Genomic DNA, 21,566 nt, shown 5'->3' on the forward strand with positions numbered 1-21,566 from the left:
CGCGCTGCAAGTCAACCGATCTGCGCAATGACAGCTACCCACGAAAACTGTCCTTGCGGCGGCGCACTTCGCCCAAGACGTCTTCGGGACTATGGCCCTTCATATTAACGGCGCGGGCTACGGCGTCTTTATCCGCGCGCATAAAGGGGTTGGCGGCTATTTCCGCGCCGATGGTTGTCGGCACTGTGGGAAGGCCGCCGTCGCGTTTAGATTTTGCGTCTGTAATATAATCAGCCAGATCGGGATTGCCGCTCTCAATAGTTTGGGCGAAGCGCGCATTTGAGAGCGTATATTCATGGGCGCAATAAACTTTTGTTGGCTTAGGTAAGTCCCGGTAGCGCGCCATAGCGGCCCACATCTGCGCGGCCGATCCTTCGAACAGACGGCCACAACCCAGCGCAAACAAAGTGTCGCCGACAAATATAACGTCTTCCTCTTTGAAGTAGTAATTGATATGACCCGCCGTGTGGGCGGGCGTATCCCAGATGACGGCTTTGCAATCCCCGAGCCTAACGATGCTGCCCTCGCTGACGGCTTCATCAATAAGCGGGATGCGGGTCTCTTCGGCTTTGGGACCAATGATGGTTGGGCCATATTTGCGTTTCAGCGCCGCATTACCGCCTGTATGGTCGGGATGATGATGGGTGTTGAAGATATAATCCAGGCCCCATCCTCGCGTCTGCAGCTGTTTTGAAATCTCGCCCGCGTCCGGTGTATCAATACACGCGGTCTGCCCCGTATTTGTGCAGCGCAGGATAAATCCGTAATTATCAGACAGACAGGGAAACAGAATTATTTTTAGACTCATAATTTTCTCTTTTTGGTTTGGCCGCAGCCTTCAATGCTCTTATCATAAATTATGCGCCAAACTGCAAACCAGCTTTCAGAATTTTATGCCTCTCCCATGGGGCGCGCGGCGCGCATTATGGCGCTGCGCCGCCTGACCGCGCTATGGCCGCCTGAAGAAGAAGCCGGCCTTGCTATGTTGGGCTTGGGCTATGCAGGGCCTTATCTGATGCCATATGCCTCTAAGGCCAAAAAAGTCATCCTGACCATGCCCGCCGCTATGGGGGTTATCCCGACATCCGGACGGCGCGGTAATGTGGCGGCACTGGTTGAAGACGACGCCTTACCGCTCCCGCCCGCCAGCTTTGACCGCGTCTTGCTAATTCATGCGCTGGAAGAGTCGTTGGATTTCACGGCAGTGCTGCGCGAGGCCTCCCGCATACTTACGCCGGAAGGACGGCTGGTCGTCATCGCGGCCAACCGCTCGGGATTATGGGCGCGTAGTGACGCCTCGCCATTTGGCGCTGGACGGCCGTTCTCGCGCAGTCAGTTAGCCGGAGCGCTAGAGGCTGCGCAGCTTCTCCCGCTGGCCTGGTCCGGCGCGCTTTACGCCCCGCCTGTCACCCGCCTGTCCGGCCCGCGCTTTATCACAGCGATGGAACGCTTCGGCGAAACCGTGTGGCCTCGTTTTTCCGGACTAGTCCTTGTCGAGGCGGTCAAGCGGCTCTATGCGGGAACATATCTGGCCAGCGGTGAAGAGGTGCGCGTGCCGCTTTTTCCAAAGCCCGTGCCAATTTTTGAATCCGGGCCGCATAAAGGCCGTCAAGGGCCGGATATGGATCGAAATAAGGAACAAAATGGCGAGTAAGCCCGACATTTCCAGACTTCGCGTCGATATTGACCGTGTCGATAAGGCGCTGTTGGGTCTCATCGCGGAGCGGCTGGGTTTGGCCGCGCAGGTGCGCGCCAGTAAATCCGGCATGCGAGTCTGGCGTCCGTCCCGCGAAGAATCCCATGTCCGTGAACTGGCTGAGGCGGCGGGAACAACGTCGCCAGAATTGGTCAGCCGCATTATGGCGGAGTTAATGAGCGCCAGCCTTGCCATTCAAGGTCCGATGGTTCTGCATATAGCGCTGGAAGGCGACGCGCAAAGCCTTGCTGCATTAGTGCGTGACCGCTTCGGCGCGTCCATTCCCTTTCGCCATTACCCGACAACCAGCGCGGCACTGGCGGCAACGCTCGCTGATCCTGAAGGCGTCGCCATATTGCCAGCGCCCGGCGGCATGCACCGCTGGTGGAATGCCTTGCTGCCCGGCGGCGCGATGGAAGGGTTAAATATTCTTGCGGGATTGCCGCGTACGGGCGCGCAGGACTGGCCGCGCGCCGTGGCTGTCGCAGGGGCCGATATAGCGCCTTCAGGACCTCAGGATCGCAGCCTGATTGCGGTTAAACATGAAGACATCAGTGCTGCAAAAACCTTAGAGCCAAAGGCTACGCTGCGCGCTGAAGCCGGAGAGTATCGCCTTTATCACTGGCCCGAATATGTAGCCCAGGACACACTGGGAGAGATAAAATCAAAAGTTCCAAGCGCGTTTATCATAGGCGTACTTCCGCCCAGTCTGGGGCAAAGCCAATGAGCGGATTTGATACAATACTGATCGTTGGCGGCGGATTAATTGGCTCGTCCATAGCCCGCGCCGCGCGGCGTTACGCACAGGTCAACACCGTCCTTATGGCTGATAGTCACGCCGCCGTTGTTGCGCAAATCAAAGCGCTCGACATTGCTGACAGAGTTTCTGTGAATGTCGCCAAATTGGCAATGGACGCGGATCTTGTTATCCTCGCTGTGCCGCCCGGACGTATGGGCGCTGCCGCCGCAGCCGTCATTCCTGCCATGAAAAGCGGCGCTGTGCTCTCCGATGTCGGCTCTGTCAAAGGCGCGGTCATTGCAGCGGTCAAGCCGCATCTTCGTGATGATATTGTCTATGTTCCGGGACATCCGATTGCAGGGACGGAAAATAGCGGGCCGGAAGCGGGCTTTGCGGAGTTGTTTAAAAACCGCTGGTGTATTTTAACCCCTGACAATGAAAACACTGACGCCGCCAAATCCCTTACAGCGTTCTGGGAAGGGCTGGGCAGTCAGGTCGCTATGATGAGCGCCAAACGCCATGACACGGTTTTGGCCACAACATCACATGTGCCGCATTTGCTGGCTTACGCTTTGGTCGGCACAGCGGTAGATATGGAGCGGGTAACAGATAATGAAGTCGTCAAATTCTCTGCCGGCGGCTTTCGCGATTTTACCCGGATCGCGGCGTCAGACCCCGAAATGTGGCGCGATGTTTTTCTGTCTAATAAAACCGCCGTTCTGGAAGTCGTGGACCGTTATATTGAAGACCTCTCCGCATTGAAGCGCGCCATTCGCTGGGGCGAGGGCGAGGCCTTGTTGCGCGAATTTTCCAAGACTCGAAATATCCGTAGACAGATTATTGATGCGGGGCAGGATACGTCTGCGGCTAATTTCGGGCGTGATGATAGTAATGATATAAATGCGGGTGATTAAGCCGCCGCGCGTCTAAAACGGAAGACGCCCCATACCTATCGGGCCAAGGGATAGTTCGCCGCGTCTGACAGTCAAATCCAGCTCATAAACGCCGTCATCATTTTTCGGCAGTCCTGATAAAAACATATCGATTAATATGCCTGCGCCTTGCGGGATCATGCCCTCGCGCTGCGCTGCACGGATGATTGCGCCGGGGTCTTCGGTCAAAAGGTTGATCTCGCCAGACAAATCTCCTCCATCGCGGATCAGATCCAGCGTGCCGTCAAATTGCAGGTCACCCCAATTAAAGACGATTTTCTCGGCAATAATCCGGTCATTCTTCGCTGCGCCGAACGGGGCATCAGAGATCAGTTCGCGGGTAATGACAAATCTGCCGCGCACGGCCTGCGCATTGGGGCCAAGCAAGCGTCCCATATCACCCAGCTTTGACGCCTCAACAGTAATATCGGTGAGGTCAAATGTGAGAGTATAGTCTTTGCGCCCCACGTCACGCAGCACATATATGGATTGCGCAAAGGTGACAGGCCATACGCTACCCTCGGCTGCGTATACAGTCACATCTTTGGCCGTAACTTCAGTCTGCCTGGACAGGCTCGAAGTCAGGCTGCTATCAACGCGCGCCATTGGCGTTTGGGTTTCGTAAACGCCACTGAACAGACCGTGATCAATAGAAAATTGTGCAGGGCCCTCATGAGTGAGCGTCACCGATGTCGGCAAATAAGCGGGAGCATTGGCCTCCATATGGTCGAAATTTGCGCTCCATCCTGCGCCGCTTAGGCGGACAGGCGACAGATCGGAGCGAAACCGCAGCGGAAAGCCGGAGATTTTAATCGGCGCCGTCACGACGGTCATATTGTCTTCAGAGAGTGATTTCAGTTCTGTCGTGACTTTATCGGGCAGGATCTCGGCTGCCACGAACCAATAGACGCAATAGACCAATGCACTCAGAACGAGAACGATAATCAGCTTTATCATTTATTCTCACCGTTGGCATCGTCAGTATCCGCTTGTTTATCACGCATGACATCGACGGGCGCGGGATCAGGTTGGGGTGCGGTTTCGCGGCGATCCCCCATTTGGCGGGTGTAAATGACCAATAGCTTTCCATATTCGCGGGCCAGCACGCCAAAACGGCCCTCCTCGCGCTTGTCCGGTACGGGGTAACGGGTCAGGCGCATGCCGTTTGTGGCGTGGCTCAGCTCTGACATGGCGCGCGGCATATGATAGTCCGAAGTAACAATAATCAGATGCTCATAGCCCAGCGCGCGGGCCCAGATCGCGGTTTCGCGCGCGTTACCGGCGGTGTTCCCCGCAGCAAAATCCAGATCGACGCAGCACGACATCGTTTCGTCCTGCACGTCTAATATGTTTGCGATTTGCGATGGCGTGACCGCTTTATCAACGCCGCTAATCAGCAGCCGCTCCGCTGCGCCGGATTTTAAAAGCGCGGCTCCTGCTTCCAGCCGCCCTCCGCCCGGTCCGGTTAACACAACAATGCCGTCCGCATTCAGGCTCTCCGGTGCAGGCGCCCTGCGTTTAACGCTTTGAATGAAAAGACCGAAGCCAAGCAGTAAAGCGATCAACCCCAATATAATGGCAAAGCGCATAAAGCCCAGCAGGCTGATCATTCTGCGCCGTTTCGGTTTTGTCTCGCTCATATCTGGCGGCGTCCTTCGCGCATAGAGAGCCGTGTCAGCACGGTCCGGCCTGCGCTTATGGCGCAAATCAGGCCGGACAATAAGGGGGCGAAGAACAAAATCCAAAGATCAAATTGGCGCAGGGCCAAACGCGGCAACAGCCCGTCTCCCTGCTGGGTCGTAAATAGAGCCAGGATAAGAAACATGATCCCGGCTAGTCCTGCGCCGGATATGCCCGACAAAAGTCCGAGCCAGCCAAAACGCTGTGTGAACAGGCGCGCAATATAGCGCCTGCGCGCGCCAATTTGGGTGAGAACATCAATAATCTCGCGCCGCGCGACCAATCCGGCTTGAGTAGCAAAAATGGCGGTCGCGACCGTACCTGCCATAAGCAATGCCAGCGCCATCAGAGCGAGAATTTGCACGGCCCGGGCCGTGCGTGAAATATCGCGGCCCCACCGATTATGGTCATCCACGCTGCCCTCCAGCCCGGCTTTCGTTAAAGCGAGGCCCGCCGCACCTGCGTCAAAGAGATTATCTCCGGTCAAGCGTAAATCAATCAGGGCGGGGATGGGTAGATCTTCGGGAAGGGCGGCATCACCCAGCCACGGGCGTAACAGTTCGCGGGACTGCTCCGGATCAATAGCCAAAGCCTGGTCGACGCCGCTTTGGGCGCGCAAAATGGGCAGCGCCGCCTCCACCTGTTCGGCCGGGAGTTGCACTGTGGCGGATCGCGACAGACCCCGCCCCCATTCGCTGGCGGCGCTATAGCTGCGCTGCGCGCTCATGGCGGCAATACAGGCTAGAAAGACCATAATCATCATGACTAGAAAGAGCGGGCGGTCGGCCCGTGCGCTACGCGGGAAAAGCGGTTGCGGTTTGGGAATTGTGAAATCAGGGGTCGCCATTATGATAAGCTGCCATCTTGGATAATCAAATGCCGCGCACTGGCCGGAATAAGGTCTAAATCATGTGTCGCGATCAGTACGGTCGTTCCGATACGGTTCATTTCTGCAAAGAGTCGGATAAGACGCGCTCCCATTTCAGGGTCAACATTGCCTGTGGGCTCGTCAGCGATCAGCAAATCAGGCTTGGCAATCACCGCGCGGGCAATGGCGACGCGCTGTTTTTCACCACCCGATAATGTGGGCGGCAGGGAGTTCAAACGATCTCCCAGTCCGACCCAGCGCAAAATCTCTACCACGTCTTCAGCATAACTGGCGCGCCGCACGCCGTGAATGCGCAAAGGAAGGGCGACATTTTCAAAAACTGATAAATGGTCGATGAGGGCAAAGTCCTGTAAGACGACTCCAATGCGCCGGCGGATCAGCGCGCGATTTGCGTCGGGGAGCACCGCCGTATCCTGCCCGAATAAAGAGATGAGCCCGCGGCTGGCCTGCTCGCGCAGATACATCAACTTTAGAAGAGATGATTTTCCGGCCCCTGACGGCCCGGTCAGGAAGGCAAAATCACCCTGGGCCAAGGTGAGATCAATGTCATGCAGAACTTCAGGCCCTTCGCCATAGCGCATGGCGACGCCTGACATCTGTACGGATGGGGCGGTATTGGCATAGGGGCTAGACATTGGGCTTGTTATTGGCATTCTGAGCTGGAGTAAACGAATCAGGGGCCTTATGATACTGACATGTCCAGAATGTGCCACGCGTTATTCAGCAAACGCTGATTCGATTGGGCCGAATGGACGGACAGTGCGCTGCGCGAGTTGCTCTGCGACGTGGTTTGTCTCCTCTGATCCTGATATTTTATCCTTGTCCGAAAACCGCGCAGAGCCTGTAATGCGCTCCGGCTCTATGCCTAGCATGTCTGCGGACATATTGTCTGATGCGGGGGCAAACCTTATTCCGGCAGGCGCAGCCAGCGCCGCCGCTATTCGCGATAATACAGACCGCAGCCGCGCGCGCCGCCGCCTTTTTGGCGTCTCCATGATATGGATTGTGACGCTGGCTTTTTTGGCGGGCTTAGCCGCCGCCGCATATTTTTACCGGCAGCCGCTGATTGAGCGCTATCCGGCTTTGGCCACATTTTTTAAATCGGTGGGTATTGATGTGGCTAAAGGCGGCCTGACCATCGAAGAGATCGAGCCGCGCGGTGTGATTTTAGAAGGCGTGCCGACTTTAATTGTCGAAGGAAAAATCGTCAATCTTACGGGCGAGGCTCTCACGCCCCGCCCCGTCATGTTAAGCCTTCATAACTCCGGTGGTGATGAACTGGCACGCTGGGTTGTTGAGCTGGCTCCCGTGAATATGGCAGGCGGCGCGCGCAAGACTTTTTCTACTCAATATCCCAATCCACCGATCGACAGCTCAGTCTTGAAATGGTCTTTTGTGGGCGACGCTATTAAATCCACGCCTGAGGATGGCGAACGCCTAAAAGTAACGCGTGATGCGGCTCGTACGCAGTGAGTTCAGAATCTTGTGAAACGCCATGATATCATAATCGATGCTGCGTCTATCAGTGCGGCCAATGCGGCTTTGGCTAAAATATTGGTGCGTGATGTTTTTATAACTCATCCTGATACTGTCGTTCTGGCTTTGCTGGATGGAGGGTTCGTTTTTGCAGCGGATATGATGCGTGAATTATTTGCATGCGGCATTGATCCTGCATTCGGCACATTGCGCATTTCCAGCTATGGCGCGGCTAAGGAAAGCTCAGGACACCCCGTCATGACCGCGTCGGTTAATGTTCCGATAGACGGGAAAACAATATTATTACTCGACGATGTTCTTGAAACCGGACTTAGCGTTAAAGCCGCCCGCGATATATTAATGGCTGGCGGCGCAGTGCAAATATTCACAGCTGTATTTGCGCGTAAGCCTGAACCAAAGTCCGGACGGCTATGCGGCTGTGATTTTCAAGCGTGGGACGGGCCGGATAGATTTCTGGCCGGATATGGCATGGATGATAAAGCGTGCGGACGCGGAGCGCCCTATATTTACGCGGTTGACTAAGCGCGCTTAAAAGCGCTCCAGCAGGCGATCCAAATAGTCCAGTTCTTCTTTATCGCGCTCCTGCTCGGCCGCTCGGCGGCGTAGCTCTTCCATTAAATCACGGGCGCGCTGGCGCTGCGTTTCTGCCGGAATATCTGTGCCGTCTCCAATCGCGCTGCCTTCCTCGCCATCATCACCGCGGCCAAAGGGGTCTGATCCCGCGCGCCCGCCATTGCCGGATTGATCTGCGTTTTCGCGGCCCGGATTATTGCCTTGGGCCACCACGGCCTGTCCAATAGAGCGCATCATAGCGATCGCTTCGCGCTGGGCTTGGCGCGCCTGTGTATAGTCCCCGGCAGACAGCGCCTCCTCGGCGCGATTCATGGCGGCGCGGGCGCGCGCAATGGCCTCTTCCGGTGATAGCGCGAGTACGGTTCCATTGTCTGCATCGGGCTGCCCTGCGCCGATACCCAAACGGCCTTCGGGCGCATCAGGGTCGACGTCGCCTACGCCGCTGCCAGTTCCATTAGGATCGTTTTGCGTGCTCAAGCCTTGTCCTTGATCTTCACCGCTCTCACTGCCGCCGCCGGGCTGCGCGTCCGGGCTTGGCGCCTTGCTCATTTCAATTCCGCTTTTGGACTCTGAAAGTGTATCTTCGAGCGTATCCAGACCACCGGACAAGGCGGCCTGATCTCGGGCGAGCTGCTCCGGATCAGGGGTTTCCCCTTGGCCATCACGACCCTGTCCGGATTGATCGCCCTGATCGCTTTGTTGATCCTGACGGTTTTGCGCCTCTTGCTGGCGGCGCGCTTCATCTTCAAGGCGGCGCTGTTCGCCTGTTAAATCCGCAAGGCCTTCAAGGGCTTCTTTGGCTTCTGCGGACAGACCATCCTCACTCTCGCCCTCACCGCCTTCACCCTCACCGCCTTTGGTTTTCTGGATTTGCATATTTTCGAGCAGCTCGGCCAATTGCGTTAAAGCGCGCCTCGCGCCGGCGGTATCGCCCAAACGGTTAGCCTCTTCAATCGCGTCCATGAGGCGTTGTATTTCGGCTAGATCACGCGGGTTTCCACCTTCACCTCCTCCTCCTTCAACGGTCTCAGCGGTGTCGGTTAAATATTCGACGTAGCGGTCAACGGCGTCATTATAGCGTCGAAATAATGTGTCGATTTCACGTTTGCGCGCGCGCCGTGCAATACCTCCGCGCAGTTCTTGCTCGGCGGCAATCATTTCTTCGCGCGCGCTGCCGAGCGGACCAAATTCTGCACGTAGAGCAATATCCCACAGCTCGCTGTCCAGACCATCAATATCCGCCATGGACTCGGCTTGGGCCACGCGCTGATGGACATAGCGCAGTCCCATAAATATAGACACATCGCGGTAAAGATCGTCGGGGACATCGGTAATCGCGCCCAATAGATCATAGACGCGGCGGATATTTTTCGGTGCGCGCTCTATCGTCATTTCCGGTAAATCCGCAGTAAAAGCCGGATAGCGGATATCGCGCGGGCGCGGCTCCGGGGCGTACCCTCCATCCGCGTTTAGCACCAGACTGCGGTTTTCGATCACAGCTTTGGCCAGCGGATCGATAAAAATTTTGTCGGGAATAGCAAAGCTCTGCGCTTCGCTCCGCCCTTCCTGTCCGGCGCCATCAATAGCGACCAATACGCCTCTCACTTGTTTGCCGGCCCAGCGGTGCTTAACAAGCGACAGCGCGGAGTCATGGCCCTTAACCTCTTTGACTGCTGTGCCCGGAATATCTAGTCCGATACGTTCTGTCGCCATATCAGGATTATTTTCGGGGACGACTTCAAGGAATAATTGCGTTATCCCGAAATCATCGCGCGCAGAATAAGTGACAATCAATCGGTCGCGTTTTGACGCTTCAGGCGTTTTATCAAAGGCAATCATAGGCGCAGTATCCGCGCCAATGTCCATGATCCATTTTTGCGTCCGGCTGCCAATGCGCCAGCGCGCTTGTGAGGGGGTGCTGAGGGTGGCGCGAACTTCATAACTTTCCGGTCCCAAACGTTTCGGAGTGAGGCGGCGCGTCTTGCCATTTTCAGTAAGCGCCATACGCGGAGCGTTTTTAATACCGCTGACACGGGCGACAAATTCGCTACCCTCGGGAGCTGATACGCTGGTCTTGCCCTTAAAATAGACCGGCGGACGGCCGGTATAATCCGGTGGATCAATCCAAGCGTCAAATTTTGCGTGTTTGGCAATTGTCGCGGATTGCCATGTCGGGATCAGGCTGGCGCGGAGGCGCTCGAGACTCTCCGTCGTTCCCAGCAATACCGCCAGCCCAATAATGGCGGGGATAATAAAGCGCAAAAAATAGGGATCGCGCGGCGCGATAGCCGGGCGCAGTTTTGTCGGCTTGGCGCGCCGGGCCTTATCGCTGGCCTGCGCGATATGCGTCTGCCATGCGGCCCGGTTCGCGCCGTCGTCAATAGACGCCGGACGGTCGCGTAATGTCGCGATAGGGCGGTGGGATAAGCCGGCATCGCGTTCAACCCGCATTTCAGCCTCGGCTTCACTTGGAAAAAAGACGGTGTGGCTTCGCCATGCCGCGCGGATAAACAGCACAATGACTGCGAGCAGAGCGAGGCCCCGCCACGGATCGCCAATACGCTCCCACAGTCCGGAAATGCTTCCGGCTGTGAGAAGGCCGAGCGCGAACGCCGCGAGCGTGAATACAGGTGCGTAACGTTCCCACATCAAATGCAGGCGTGCGCGCCGAACCAATTTGCGCAGATATTTGCGCTGCGCCGCGACATCAAAATCAGCGGCGGGTTTAGTCATAACTGGCGTGGTCTTCGTCATTATATTTCTTATAGAGTGGCAATTTGGCAAAAGCATGTGGCAAAAACAGGTTTGACCTTAAATTTTCGTGAGGCTGGCGGGCAAGCCTTTAACGCTCACACATTCGCGATTAGGCCCGGCGCTACTCTCATGTTAAAGGCGCGAAAAAATGACAGGGCTTTGTCCTGCGCGCATTATGGACGCTGGCTTATGATATATTTTCGACTGAGGATTGCTGCGTGTCTTATTGCGCTATGGGCACCTATGGTCGTATCGAACGCGGCCTCCGCGCAAGATGTGGCCGCCTTTTTCATGCGCACCGATATTGAGCATGTCAGCCTTTCACCGTCAGGCGACTATTACGCTGTCTTTGTTCCGGATTATAAGGCCGGAGTATTTACAGACGGCGAAGTTTTGGTGCGTCGGTCAAAAGGCGGTAAAATTCGCAAAACTATACGGACGAATAACAGGACGGTATTCTGGATCGATTGGGTTGATGAGAACCGGTTAGCGGTTTATTCACGCGGATTTTACGCGGTCAAACAAGGCCGTAAAATGGGCAAAGATAAGTTGCGCGATTCTATTGATCTCTACGACTTGCGAAGCGGAAAAACGCAACAGATGTATCATAAAATTCTCAAAGACAGAGATGAGAAATCTGCGCGGATAAAAGTTCTTGGCCGTGATAGAGTGTCAAATTCTCTGTTCGTGGCTTTACAGAAAGACGGCCCGACACAGCTTCTGAAGTTAAATTCAGATTTGAGTCGACCGACAAAAATTCTGACAGGTACAAACAAAACAAAATACTGGATTATGGATAATCGGAACAGACCCCGGCTACGCATTGATGAAGGTGAGGCAAGCTATATAACAAAATTCTTTAGAGCAGAAGGGTTTAGGCGAAAAAAATGGCGTCATTTCTATACGGCCAATAATTTAGAAAGCCGGTTTACCGTTATTGGCTTGCCGCCAAGTGATAATAAAGTTCGGATTCTAAGACGGTCTCAAAATGATGAAACGTCATCTCTTTATCTGATGAACACCGATAAAAACACTGGGCCTAAACAAATATACAGTCACGATACATACGATCTGGCGGGAGCGGACAGCTTTGGCGATAAATCAGAAATTTATTATACCTATTGGTGGAATGACGCCATGGAGAAGTCTTGGTTTTCTAAAAAACGCGAAAAAATCGCAAAACGATTAGAGAAAAAACTTCCGCAGAATATAAATTGGCGAATTCGCGAAGTGGTAGGAAACGACGACTATTGGCTAATTAGTCATAGTGCTGCCGGTCAACCGCCCGCCGTCTCCCTGTGGGTCAATCGAACGTCCAAACTTGTGCCAATTGTGAAAACAGAACAAAATTTTGATGGAACTCAAATTCCTCAAAAACAAAGAATCGATTACATGGCGCAGGACGGCCAAACGCTCGTTGGATATTTTACACCTGCCATTATTCCAACTCGAAATGGTGATTATTCAGGTGATGCGCAGCTATTGGTTATACCGCATTCCGGTCACGGGAATCGCGACAGACTTGAATGGGATCCATGGGCACAATATTTTGCCGGCGAAGGATATAATGTTTTTCAGCCCCAATATCGGGGATCCGGCGGGTATGGGCGTCAATTTGAAGATCTCGGATATGGCGAGTGGGGCAGAAAAATGCAGACTGATATCTCGGATGGTGTTGCTGCGCTTGAAGTCTCGGGGAAAATTCGTCATGATTCCAGACGGGCTATTATGGGAAAGGCATATGGCGGTTATGCGGCATTGAATGCCGCAGTAGAAAACCCGGAGAGATATAGCTGTGTTGCGAGTATTAATGGGATAACTGACCTAGGCATATTTTTGGATGGGTTTAATCAAGACATCTCTGAAGAGCGCTATGCTTATTTTTCTTGGGAAGCAAAGATTGGTGAAATCGCGCGTGACCGAGAGAAATTGAATACATTATCACCCGCAAAGCAGGTTGGACAGATGAAATCCAAGTTGTTTATTGTCCATGGCCGAAATGATGACATCATACCAGTGGAACAGTCAGAACTTATGCACCGTGCTGCACAATCTGCCGGCCTGGACTCAACACTCGTAAGGTTTGAGGGTTTGGGTCATAGCGACTGGACTCGTAAGCAGGAATATGACGTCATGAGCGCCGTTGACGGCTTCTTACAGCGCTGTATGCGCTAGGATAATTCTACCTGTTTTTGATGAAATCCGGCACAGTTTCTGTCGATAAAATCTGTTCATAATCGGGGCGTTTGCGAATGATGGCAAACTCGCCGCCGCTGACCAGAACTTCCGGCACAAGCGGGCGGGTGTTATACTGATTGGCCTGAACTGCGCCATATGCGCCTGCGCTATGAAAGACGACCAGATCGCCTGCGCTCATTTGCGGCATATTGCGCTGCACTGCAAATGTATCACCACTCTCACAGACGGGGCCGACAATGTCGTAGCTGACGGTATCTCCGGGTTTGGGACTAACAGCTTCGACGCCGTGATAGGCGCCGTAAAGCGCCGGACGGATCAAATCATTCATGGCCGCATCAACAATCAGAAAATTACGGGTCTCGCCGGGCTTTGTATAAATCACGCGAGAGAGCAGGGCGCCGGCATTGCCCGCAATCACACGCCCGGGTTCGAATATCAGGCGCACATCCAGAGCATCCGTCGCGCGGCGCACCATCTTAGCATAGGCTGAAGGAAGGGGTGGATCAGCGGTGCCATCGCCATAGGGAATGCCAAGACCGCCGCCCAGATCGAAAGTCTCTATGGCGTGACCGTCTTGGCGTAGATCCGCAATCAGGCCGCCTATTTTTTCAATGGTTCTTTCATAGGGCTCTAACTGCGTGATCTGGCTGCCGATATGAACATCAACGCCTTGCACGCGAATGCCGGGTAATTTTGCCGCGCGGGCATAAAGCACGCGGGCGTCATCCCATGCGATTCCGAACTTATTTTCTTTTTTGCCAGTGCTGATTTTTTCGTGACCGCCGGCGGCGACATCGGGATTGACCCGAAAGGCAATGGAGGCGTTGACCTTCATCTGCGCGGCGATATTCGACAGGGCTTCCAGTTCGGCGGCGCTCTCCACGTTAAACTGGTAAATGCCTGCGCTCAGCGCGAGGCGCATTTCATCGCCTGTTTTGCCGACACCTGAGAACACGATTTTATTCGGCGAGATGCCCGCGCGCAAAGCCCTTGTCAGCTCTCCGCCCGATACGACGTCCGCGCCTGCGCCGCGCTTGGCCAGCAATGTTAACACCGCCAGATTGGAATTGGCTTTGACCGAATATGCGATCAGCGCATCAGTGCCGTCAAAACCTTTGGCGAAGACATCGTAATGGCGTGCTAAGGTTGCGGCGCTGTAGACATAAACGGGCGTGCCGACGGCCTCTGCAATATCGGATAGGGCGACATCTTCGCAGTGAAGCGCACCGTTTTTCTGCAAAAAGTACCGCATGATTAATTGTCAGTGCTGTCTGTGGCTTCGGCTTTTCTGGCTTTGCGGGCCTTGGCGGCATCAATAGCTTTTTGCGCCTCGGCCTTTTGCTCATCCGTGCGCAAGTCTTCACCATAAATGGGGGGGGGCGTTCGAAGATCACCGCGCAGTCCGCACCCGGCCAGGACCGGCATGATCAGCAAAGCGAGAAGGCCAATGGTTTTTGTTTTACGGTGGCGCATGATGGGCTCCTAATTTTTCGCTCTCTTAATGGCTTTGGCCAATCTTAGCAAAATTTAAGTTCTAAAACCGACTTCAGCAGATTATGCAGAAGAATGAAATATATGTCTTTGCTTATTTGCGCCTTACTGCTCGCCGTGCCTCCCGCCATTGCGCAGAGTAAACCTACGGATGCGGAGCACTGCTTTCCCGCCAAAGATATTGCCAAGCTGAAAGTGAAGCTGGATGATATACCGCAAAAACATCGCGGCTATATTGTTCCGGTGGCCGCGGCTAAATTCACCGTTAAAGATGACTACGGAATGCCGAAGCGTTTTGTTTACCGTCTGGACGGCAAAGAGATCAATTTACCAATTTCACAAAATGGCGAGGTCAAGAATATATTCGCGCCGCAAACCTTGTCTCAAGACGGGGAGTTTTGCGTGATTGATCCCGTGCGCGCGGCCGCGAAACTTGCCGATGAGGGTGCACAAACCGCTATCAGTTTTTCTATGGGGGTTGAGGCGGCCTATCCACGCCAAAGCATATATAGCCTTGAAAATCTGGAACGGGGACTGACGGACGGCCGCCCCGTCTATAAAAAAATGTTTGGGGCCATGGGTTTCATGGTGCCAAAACTGACTCATGTTAGCGTCGGTTATGCGGCGAAGAATCCTGCGCCCAAAATTGAGGCGGTAAAAGACGGGGTTAAAATCGGCGGATTGGTCGTGGAGCCGTTCGGCAAGACATGGGTTGTCGAGGTTGCGCAGCTGGAAGATATTGGCGCGGACGGGCTTTATATCGGTGATAATTTCAGAGTGCTGGAGCCCGGCGTCTCAATCGAGAAGATGAAAAAATTCGGATTTACCATTGAGGGTAAAGAGTAAGCTTATGGTGGCCAATGCCCCTATCGCTTCGCCATGTGCGCTTATATGCACGCTGGATTTGAAATCAGAGCTGTGTTTTGGCTGTGGCCGCTCGCGCGCGGAAATTGCGCGCTGGACACGGTATAGCGACGCAGAGCGCGCTGCAATTATGACTGCGCTGCCGGCGCGTATGTCCAAGCTAGGCGCGTCGGTTTAATCAACCCGCCGGATTGGCGTGACGTTAGTGTCTTCAATGGCCTTCTCTTTTAATTCCAGATCTTCGATCTTGCCAGCACGCTTGGTGATTTTATCTGTGGAAATCCGTATTTTACGAATATCTTCCGTACTCTGCGAAAAATGGCTTTGCAGTTTCTCGACGCGCTCGTCCAGCCGCGTCACATCTTCGGATAAAAGCCCGACTTCGTGCTGGATGATATGGGCCTGTTCGCGCATTGCAGCGTCTTTCATCACCGCGCGCATGGTGTGCAGCGTGGCCATAAATGTTGACGGGGACACGATGACGACTTTCTCCATAAAGCCTTTTTTGATGACGTTTTCGAAGCGCGCGTGAATCTCGGCGTAAATCGCCTCGCTGGGCAAAAACATCAGCGCGACTTCATGGGTCTCGCCGAAGATAATATACTTCTCGGAAATCGCTTTGATATGGATCAGTAGGTCGCGCGAAAATTCGCGCTTAGCTGCCGGCTCGGCAGGGCTGTTTTCCGCTTCTATCAGTCGCTTCCATGCTTCCATTGGAAATTTACTGTCAATGGCGACATCGCCATAACCGTCGGGCATTTTGATGATGGCGTCCACACGTTTGCCGTTCGACAAAGTATGCTGGAAGGCATAGGCATTAGGCGGCATCAAGGTCTTGATTATATCCTGCATCTGGATCTCGCCAAATGCGCCGCGCGACTGCTTGTTGGACAAGAGGCTTTGCAAGCCCGACACTTCGGTCGAGAGCATTTCAATATTTTTCTGCGCGCGGTCAATCAGCGCCAGCCGCTCATGCAGATGTTTAAGGCTCTCCGAACTGCGCTCTTGGGTATCTACAATCGATTTTCCAACCCGTTCGGAGACTTTAGCCAATCTCTCGTCCAGACTTTCGCGAAAGAGCGTATCGCGCTGCGCGCTGTCATTGGCAAATTGCGACAAACGGCCCTGGAGCTGCGCTTGTTGCTGCGCCATATCGAATATGCTGGAGTGAAGCCTTTCATCGCCCGAGGGTTTCAAAATATAGGCCGCCAGCGCGCCGAGCAGAAGAAGGGCAAGACCGAGAATGATCTCGATAAGCGAAATTTCGAGGCCCGAATATGATATAATAGGTTCCATGAAACGCTTATGCGGCGCTTTATAGATTCGGTAAAGCGCCCGTTATGCTACGGGGCTTATAATATGTTAAGGGATTTAGCGTTCCGTCACGCTGATGTGATGCGCGTTTGATTTCATAATGGGCTGGAGGGTGTTATGCATAGGCATGAAAAAATATCTCTCCGTCTTGACCGTCCTGTCCTTCTTTGCAGCGCCGGCCTTTGCCGGACAAAATGCAGCATCGACCGTTGTAGAGCTCTTCACATCACAAGGGTGTTCGTCTAGCCCGCCGTCAAACGCGCTGCTGAAACGCTTTGCCGAAGACGACACTATTCTCGCGCTAAGCTACGGGGTGGAGTATTGGGATTATCTGGGCTGGAAAGACACATTCGCGGATCCGTCATTTACTATCCGGCAGCGCTCTTACAGTACCTCTATCGGCCATGGACGGGTCTATACACCGCAAATGGTCGTGAATGGTTCGTGGGATAAGCCGCGCCTGACCAAGCACGCGGTCAATGTTGACGTCCTATCTAACGAGGCGCCGAAATTGACATTGCATGATGACGGTAGCGTCGAGATCGGCGAGTCTTCACCGGAGCGCGCAGAGCTGGTATTTGTGACCTATGTCCCCGGCGACCAAAGCGTTGCTGTAACGCGCGGCGAAAATAGCGGGCGCACCCTGATTCTGACCAATGTCGTAACCAGCGTAGCTGTATTGGGAGAATATGATGGCCGCGCAGCGGATTTCTCCCGTAATATCCGCACCGGAGAAGCTTATGCCGTATTGCTGCAAAAGCCTGATAATGGCGCCATCATTACGGCGGCAAGTTACACGCCCTGATCATAATCAATATAGCTGATTCAAATACACAAAACGCGCCTCGAAAGTCACGAGGCGCGTTTTGGTGTGCGCAGGGAGTTGCGCAATATGAGAAAAAAGGGTCGAAAGAGGATCCGAGCACAGGGCTGGGGGGCTGTATGTAGTCCGCACAGGGTCTCTTTCGACCTGATTGAACTTTATGCGCGTTTTAAAAGGCGCGGAAAGGGCCAAATTGTGGCGCAAATAAGGCAATTTGTGACAATGTTGACAGGATAGTGCATTCCGGTCAAAAATTTATAGTGTTTTAGAATTGCACGAGGCGTTTCGCGCGTTAATGTAAGGCTATGAGCGCGAATATTGTTGATTTGTCCCAAAGCCGCAAGACGGCGTCATCCCCTAAAAAATCCCGCAAGACGGCGCAGGTTGCTTTTCAGCGCGCCGAACTGAACCAAATTTTGAGCGTATACGGCTTTATGGTGAGCAAAGGGGAGTGGAAAGACTACGCGATAGATTTTCTGCCGGAGCGGGCGGTATTTTCGATCTTCCGCCGGGCAACGGAAACACCGCTTTATACAATTGAAAAACGTCCCGACATGGCAGCAAAACAGGGCGCTTATAGCGTAATTGCGCCCGGGGGCCTTATTTTAAAGCGTAGCCGTGAGCTTAAAAATGTCCTGAAGGTATTTGATAAAAAGCGTTTCTCTATTGCCGGTCGATAGACGTCTATTGCACTTCGCGTGCCTCTAATATCGATATGGCTTCTGATTCTGAAACGTAGCCTCTACTTCGCATACAGCTCTCAAACCCAGCAGAGCTATAGCCTCCAGCGCTTGACTCGCATTTATGCCAATCCTCAATTGATGTCGAGCCGTTAAGGCGCACATATGTTTTAGTGGCCTTCCCGCCGGATGACATAATAGGAGTTGGCCTAGGGGCAGGCGTTGCGGTTGTCACCACGGCGGGCGCGATGATGCGCGGCGCGGGAGGCGGCATGGGCGCACTGATCACACGGCGAATAACCGGCGAGGGGCGTGCTACGCTTCGCCGGATTACAGGCTGGACATAGACTTGAGGCGAATAAGTCGAGATTTGCCGATATTGAACGGCGGGCTGATAACTAACGCAGCAGATCGGCCCATAACTGCGAGACGGCTGTATGTAGGGCTGAGGCACGTAAACTTCGGAGGCGTAATCCGGGCGGTATTGCGGCGCGTCGCCAAAACGCGTGCTTTGCGCGTCATAAGGCCCAACACACCCACTTATAATAAGTCCAAAAACAGCGCTACACAGCATAGCGCTGTGCCGCATCGGGAAGAATTGATGTGTCATATAAGTGACGCAGCAAGCGGCATGCCAAAAACAGCTTCTTTTCGGCGCGGTAGTCCTTATAAGGCGGCCATGACAAAAACAGACCCGATATCAGATAAGCCCGCCTCCCGGTTATCCCAAATTGAAGCTGCTGCGAATGCCTATGGCCTGCGTAGCTTAGATAATTATGTTCAAATCAGATCGGTAGCCGAACGCCTTCGTGATGGCTTGTGCGCGTTTCTTGATGACAGCCGAGAATGCGTATTTTTAGTGCCGCCTCAAGGCGGTTTTAGCCGCAAAAACTACGGGTCTGCAGCGTTTTCTGTCTCTGGCAAAGGCGTTTTGCCTTTGGAGCCGATTAGTTTTGGATTGGCCGTGCGCGTCACGGAGTCGGACGATTATATGCGTTTGGTTATGACGGCGCGTAAAGCTGGGGATCGCATCTATATTCGCGCCGAAAACAAATTAACAGCAGAACTGAATTTGCCCCTCAAAGATGAAAATATGATGCCGGTTTTTGAATCCCTAACCGATTATCTGCTTAACTGGTTCCAGAGCCGCATTGATCATTATGATGACGGCGATTACGGCGGTACAGATATTGGGTTTGATATTCTCCGCGTTGAGACTACAGAAACACCTGTCCCTACTCTAACATAAATATGGGGCTGTTCACACGACCGCCGCTTTTAGCTTGCCACGGCATAAAAACTCGGCAAAAAAACGCTTTGATATAGCCCGATAACGGAAAAATTTATGTCCGAAACTGCTTCGCATATAGTACATCTTTTGCCATTAAAAATGGCGTTAATTGGCGGGTTGGGTATCGGCGCGCAGTGGCTGGCGTGGAAACTGCAAAAACCCGCCATCGTCTTGATGGCGCTCGCCGGACTTATTTTCGGCCCGCTCTTGGGCTACCTTTTAACGCTGAGCATGCCTGATTGGCTGCCTGCAAAAATTGGCAACCCTGTTTTCGGGGTGATGGATGCCCTGCGGCTTAATCCGATCAAGGACTTCGGAGATTTGCTGCGACCTGTGATAGGAATTTCCGTCGCCATCATTCTGTTTGAGGGCGGGTTAACTCTCAAATTCCGCGAAATTCAGGGCTTCGCCAAACCCATTCGCCGTATGCTTCTGGTGGCCAGCCCCATTTCATGGCTGTTAGGGGCCTGTGCGGCGCATTATATCGTGAAATTACCTTGGGACATTTCAGCCATGATTGGCGGGCTGTTTGTGGTTACCGGCCCGACCGTGATCGTTCCACTTCTGCGTCAGGCTCATCTCGCAGAGCGGCCTGCCAACGTGCTGAAATGGGAAGGTATCGTCAATGACCCGATGGGCGCGTTATTTGCTGTCGGTGCTTATGAATTTATCCGCTTTACCGCCGCAGGCGGCAGCCTCCAATTTGCTTTCGGCATGCTCGCCTTTGCGGCTATATTCGGCACGGTCATCGGAATTGTGTCCGGCTGGGCGATGAGTCAGGCCTTTAACCGCGGCATTATTCCCGAATATCTCAAAGCCCCTGTCATGCTGGTCTGGGTGCTGTTGATTTATGTTTTCGCTAATGAAATGGCTGAAGAAACCGGACTTCTGGCTGTGACGGCTATGGGTATTACCATGGCCAATTCGCGTTTCGCCTCTTTGGTGGAAATGCGCCGGTTCAAAGAAAACATTGCGGTTCTGCTGGTCTCCGGCGTGTTCGTCATTCTAACGGCGACCCTGACGCCGGATGTGATTAAATCCTTTTTTGATAATTGGCAGGTCCCGACATTTGTCCTGGTCACAATCTTTCTGGTCCGCCCTATTGCGGTCTTCATTGGCACAGCCTTTAGCGGACTGAACTGGAAAGAGACTCTGATCGTCAGCCTTATTGCGCCGCGCGGTATTGTTGCCGTGGCTGTGGCGGGTTTCTTCGCGACCGAGCTTGTCGCGCTCTCAACAGAATATGCTGAACAGGGCAATTTCGCTCTGGCGGCCAGCCTGGAGCAAGGCGCCGTTTTCGTGCCGCTCTCCTTCGCTCTGGTTTTTGCCACCGTATTGTTCTCCTCATTCACCGTGACGCCTTTGGCTAAAGCCTTAGGTCTCGCCACAGAAAACAGCGAGGGTGTGTTGATTGTCGGAGCCAATCCGTGGTCACTCGGTTTGGCGAAGGGTCTGAAAGATATGGGCGTTCCGGTCACTGTCGCGGATACCAATTGGCGCCGTTTGCGCGGCGCGCGCCAAGAGGGCCATTATGTGTTTTACGGCGAAGTCCTGTCCGAACATGCTGACTACAATCTCGATCACAGTAAATTCCAGCATCTTATCGCGGCGACGCCTAATGATGCCTATAATTCGCTGGTCTGCGTCGAGTTCGCGCCAGAGCTGGGTCGCCACCGCGTCTTCCAGCTCGCCGGTCCTGAAAAAGACGAATATGACAAGACCGCGATTACCTTCACCGCGCGCGGCCGTATTTTGTCCACCCAAGGGCGTAACTTTGACGGCTTGACGCAAAATTGGTGGGGGGGGTATCGTTTCCGATCTACCAAATTAAGCGAGGAATATACGCTGACTGATCTTTTGGCGGATCGCGGCGAGGATACGGACATCCTGATGATCAAGCGCGCTGATGGTTTTGTTGCGATACCGAACTCCGGCGAGAAGCTGAAGGTTGAAGCTGGCAGTACGGTCTTAACCTTCGGCCCTGTGCGCGCCGACCGCGCCAGCGAAGATGCCCGCGCGCAGGAAAACCCCAATCCGTCCGGCGTTCTTCCCGCATAATTGAGACCAGCCTAAATAGGTAGACGTCATAATAGGACAGGGAAGTGAGTTATCCCCGTTAGGAGCGTAATGGCGCTTTGCGAATC

At 53.8% G+C, this 21,566-nt stretch carries 22 protein-coding genes; 12 read left to right on the plus strand and 10 right to left on the minus strand.

Annotated elements, in window-relative coordinates:
• Nucleotides 1-34: 34 nt before the first annotated feature.
• A complete protein-coding gene (gene gloB / locus H142_RS0106485; RefSeq protein WP_017931301.1) occupies nucleotides 35-808 on the minus strand; it encodes a hydroxyacylglutathione hydrolase in 774 nt (257 codons plus the stop codon).
• A gap of 51 nt (nucleotides 809-859) precedes the next feature.
• Here gloB and H142_RS14670 point away from each other — a divergent pair, with 51 nt between their 5' ends.
• Genes H142_RS14670 through H142_RS0106500 form a run of 3 tightly spaced genes read left to right on the plus strand, consistent with a single transcriptional unit; the run spans nucleotide 860 to nucleotide 3,349 of the window.
• The gene (locus tag H142_RS14670) at nucleotides 860-1,654 is read left to right on the plus strand and encodes a class I SAM-dependent methyltransferase (RefSeq protein WP_017931302.1); all 795 of its coding nucleotides are present in this window, start codon (nucleotides 860-862) and stop codon (nucleotides 1,652-1,654) included.
• Nucleotides 1,644-2,423, plus strand: coding sequence for a chorismate mutase (locus H142_RS16215; protein ID WP_017931303.1), 780 nt, complete (start codon nucleotides 1,644-1,646; stop codon nucleotides 2,421-2,423). The genes H142_RS14670 and H142_RS16215 overlap by 11 nt, the downstream gene beginning before the upstream one ends.
• Nucleotides 2,420-3,349, plus strand: coding sequence for a prephenate/arogenate dehydrogenase family protein (locus tag H142_RS0106500; RefSeq protein ID WP_017931304.1), 930 nt, complete (start codon nucleotides 2,420-2,422; stop codon nucleotides 3,347-3,349). Before H142_RS16215 ends, H142_RS0106500 begins: the two co-directional genes overlap by 4 nt.
• A 12-nt stretch (nucleotides 3,350-3,361) precedes the next feature.
• Here the strand turns inward: H142_RS0106500 and H142_RS0106505 are convergent, their stop codons facing one another.
• Genes H142_RS0106505 through H142_RS0106520 form a run of 4 tightly spaced genes read right to left on the minus strand, consistent with a single transcriptional unit; the run spans nucleotide 3,362 to nucleotide 6,571 of the window.
• Complete coding sequence (locus H142_RS0106505) at nucleotides 3,362-4,324, minus strand: DUF2125 domain-containing protein (RefSeq protein WP_017931305.1); 963 nt, start codon at nucleotides 4,322-4,324, stop codon at nucleotides 3,362-3,364.
• Complete coding sequence (locus tag H142_RS14680; RefSeq protein WP_017931306.1) at nucleotides 4,321-5,007, minus strand: YdcF family protein; 687 nt, start codon at nucleotides 5,005-5,007, stop codon at nucleotides 4,321-4,323. The genes H142_RS0106505 and H142_RS14680 overlap by 4 nt, the downstream gene beginning before the upstream one ends.
• The gene (locus tag H142_RS0106515) at nucleotides 5,004-5,894 is read right to left on the minus strand and encodes a cell division protein FtsX (RefSeq protein WP_017931307.1); all 891 of its coding nucleotides are present in this window, start codon (nucleotides 5,892-5,894) and stop codon (nucleotides 5,004-5,006) included. The genes H142_RS14680 and H142_RS0106515 overlap by 4 nt, the downstream gene beginning before the upstream one ends.
• Nucleotides 5,894-6,571 (minus strand): cell division ATP-binding protein FtsE, encoded by a 678-nt coding sequence (locus H142_RS0106520; RefSeq protein ID WP_033314808.1) that lies wholly within the window; start codon nucleotides 6,569-6,571, stop codon nucleotides 5,894-5,896. Before H142_RS0106520 ends, H142_RS0106515 begins: the two co-directional genes overlap by 1 nt.
• A gap of 49 nt (nucleotides 6,572-6,620) precedes the next feature.
• On the opposite strand from H142_RS0106520, the gene H142_RS0106530 reads away from it, so the two are divergent.
• The gene (locus tag H142_RS0106530; RefSeq protein ID WP_083898950.1) at nucleotides 6,621-7,409 is read left to right on the plus strand and encodes an MJ0042-type zinc finger domain-containing protein; all 789 of its coding nucleotides are present in this window, start codon (nucleotides 6,621-6,623) and stop codon (nucleotides 7,407-7,409) included.
• Nucleotides 7,410-7,421: 12 nt separating this feature from the next.
• The gene (locus H142_RS0106535; protein ID WP_017931311.1) at nucleotides 7,422-7,955 is read left to right on the plus strand and encodes a phosphoribosyltransferase; all 534 of its coding nucleotides are present in this window, start codon (nucleotides 7,422-7,424) and stop codon (nucleotides 7,953-7,955) included.
• A 6-nt stretch (nucleotides 7,956-7,961) separates the two neighbouring features.
• Here H142_RS0106535 and H142_RS0106540 read toward each other — a convergent pair whose 3' ends face one another.
• Nucleotides 7,962-10,760: a DUF4175 domain-containing protein gene (locus H142_RS0106540; protein WP_233341593.1), complete on the minus strand. Its 2,799-nt coding sequence runs from the start codon at nucleotides 10,758-10,760 to the stop codon at nucleotides 7,962-7,964.
• A 534-nt stretch (nucleotides 10,761-11,294) separates the two neighbouring features.
• Here H142_RS0106540 and H142_RS0106545 point away from each other — a divergent pair.
• On the plus strand, nucleotides 11,295-12,935 hold the full coding sequence (locus H142_RS0106545; protein WP_169331819.1) for an alpha/beta hydrolase family protein: 1,641 nt from the start codon (nucleotides 11,295-11,297) through the stop codon (nucleotides 12,933-12,935).
• Nucleotides 12,936-12,942: 7 nt separating this feature from the next.
• On the opposite strand, the gene lysA is transcribed toward H142_RS0106545, so the two are convergent.
• Together lysA and lptM are read right to left on the minus strand one after the other, a co-directional pair.
• Nucleotides 12,943-14,211, minus strand: a complete 1,269-nt coding sequence (gene lysA / locus H142_RS0106550) for a diaminopimelate decarboxylase (RefSeq protein ID WP_017931314.1) — start codon at nucleotides 14,209-14,211, stop codon at nucleotides 12,943-12,945.
• 2 nt (nucleotides 14,212-14,213) lie between these two features.
• The gene (lptM, locus tag H142_RS14685) at nucleotides 14,214-14,432 is read right to left on the minus strand and encodes an LPS translocon maturation chaperone LptM (protein WP_017931315.1); all 219 of its coding nucleotides are present in this window, start codon (nucleotides 14,430-14,432) and stop codon (nucleotides 14,214-14,216) included.
• Nucleotides 14,433-14,534: 102 nt separating this feature from the next.
• On the opposite strand from lptM, the gene H142_RS0106560 reads away from it, so the two are divergent.
• Both H142_RS0106560 and H142_RS14690 read left to right on the plus strand, forming a co-directional pair.
• Complete coding sequence (locus tag H142_RS0106560) at nucleotides 14,535-15,296, plus strand: hypothetical protein (protein WP_156811909.1); 762 nt, start codon at nucleotides 14,535-14,537, stop codon at nucleotides 15,294-15,296.
• Nucleotides 15,297-15,300: 4 nt separating this feature from the next.
• Nucleotides 15,301-15,492 (plus strand): DUF1289 domain-containing protein, encoded by a 192-nt coding sequence (locus H142_RS14690; RefSeq protein ID WP_017931317.1) that lies wholly within the window; start codon nucleotides 15,301-15,303, stop codon nucleotides 15,490-15,492.
• Here the strand turns inward: H142_RS14690 and H142_RS0106570 are convergent.
• The gene (locus H142_RS0106570) at nucleotides 15,489-16,610 is read right to left on the minus strand and encodes a DNA recombination protein RmuC (protein ID WP_017931318.1); all 1,122 of its coding nucleotides are present in this window, start codon (nucleotides 16,608-16,610) and stop codon (nucleotides 15,489-15,491) included. The genes H142_RS14690 and H142_RS0106570 overlap by 4 nt on opposite strands.
• Before the next feature lie 145 nt (nucleotides 16,611-16,755).
• Here H142_RS0106570 and H142_RS0106575 point away from each other — a divergent pair, with 145 nt between their 5' ends.
• Nucleotides 16,756-17,433: a DUF1223 domain-containing protein gene (locus H142_RS0106575; protein ID WP_017931319.1), complete on the plus strand. Its 678-nt coding sequence runs from the start codon at nucleotides 16,756-16,758 to the stop codon at nucleotides 17,431-17,433.
• 323 nt (nucleotides 17,434-17,756) lie between these two features.
• Nucleotides 17,757-18,131, plus strand: a complete 375-nt coding sequence (locus H142_RS0106580) for a DUF2794 domain-containing protein (RefSeq protein ID WP_017931320.1) — start codon at nucleotides 17,757-17,759, stop codon at nucleotides 18,129-18,131.
• A gap of 4 nt (nucleotides 18,132-18,135) precedes the next feature.
• Here the strand turns inward: H142_RS0106580 and H142_RS16810 are convergent, their stop codons facing one another.
• On the minus strand, nucleotides 18,136-18,741 hold the full coding sequence (locus H142_RS16810) for a hypothetical protein (protein ID WP_156811910.1): 606 nt from the start codon (nucleotides 18,739-18,741) through the stop codon (nucleotides 18,136-18,138).
• A 69-nt stretch (nucleotides 18,742-18,810) separates the two neighbouring features.
• Between H142_RS16810 and H142_RS0106590 the strand changes: the two genes are divergently transcribed.
• Nucleotides 18,811-19,380 carry a hypothetical protein gene (locus tag H142_RS0106590; protein WP_156811911.1) on the plus strand — a complete coding sequence of 190 codons (570 nt, stop codon included), beginning with the start codon at nucleotides 18,811-18,813 and terminating at the stop codon, nucleotides 19,378-19,380.
• A gap of 96 nt (nucleotides 19,381-19,476) precedes the next feature.
• Nucleotides 19,477-21,480 (plus strand): cation:proton antiporter, encoded by a 2,004-nt coding sequence (locus H142_RS14695; protein WP_017931323.1) that lies wholly within the window; start codon nucleotides 19,477-19,479, stop codon nucleotides 21,478-21,480.
• The last annotated feature ends 86 nt before the right edge of the window (nucleotides 21,481-21,566 follow it).

This window comes from Robiginitomaculum antarcticum DSM 21748 (assembly GCF_000365025.1).
GTDB lineage: Bacteria > Pseudomonadota > Alphaproteobacteria > Caulobacterales > Maricaulaceae > Robiginitomaculum > Robiginitomaculum antarcticum.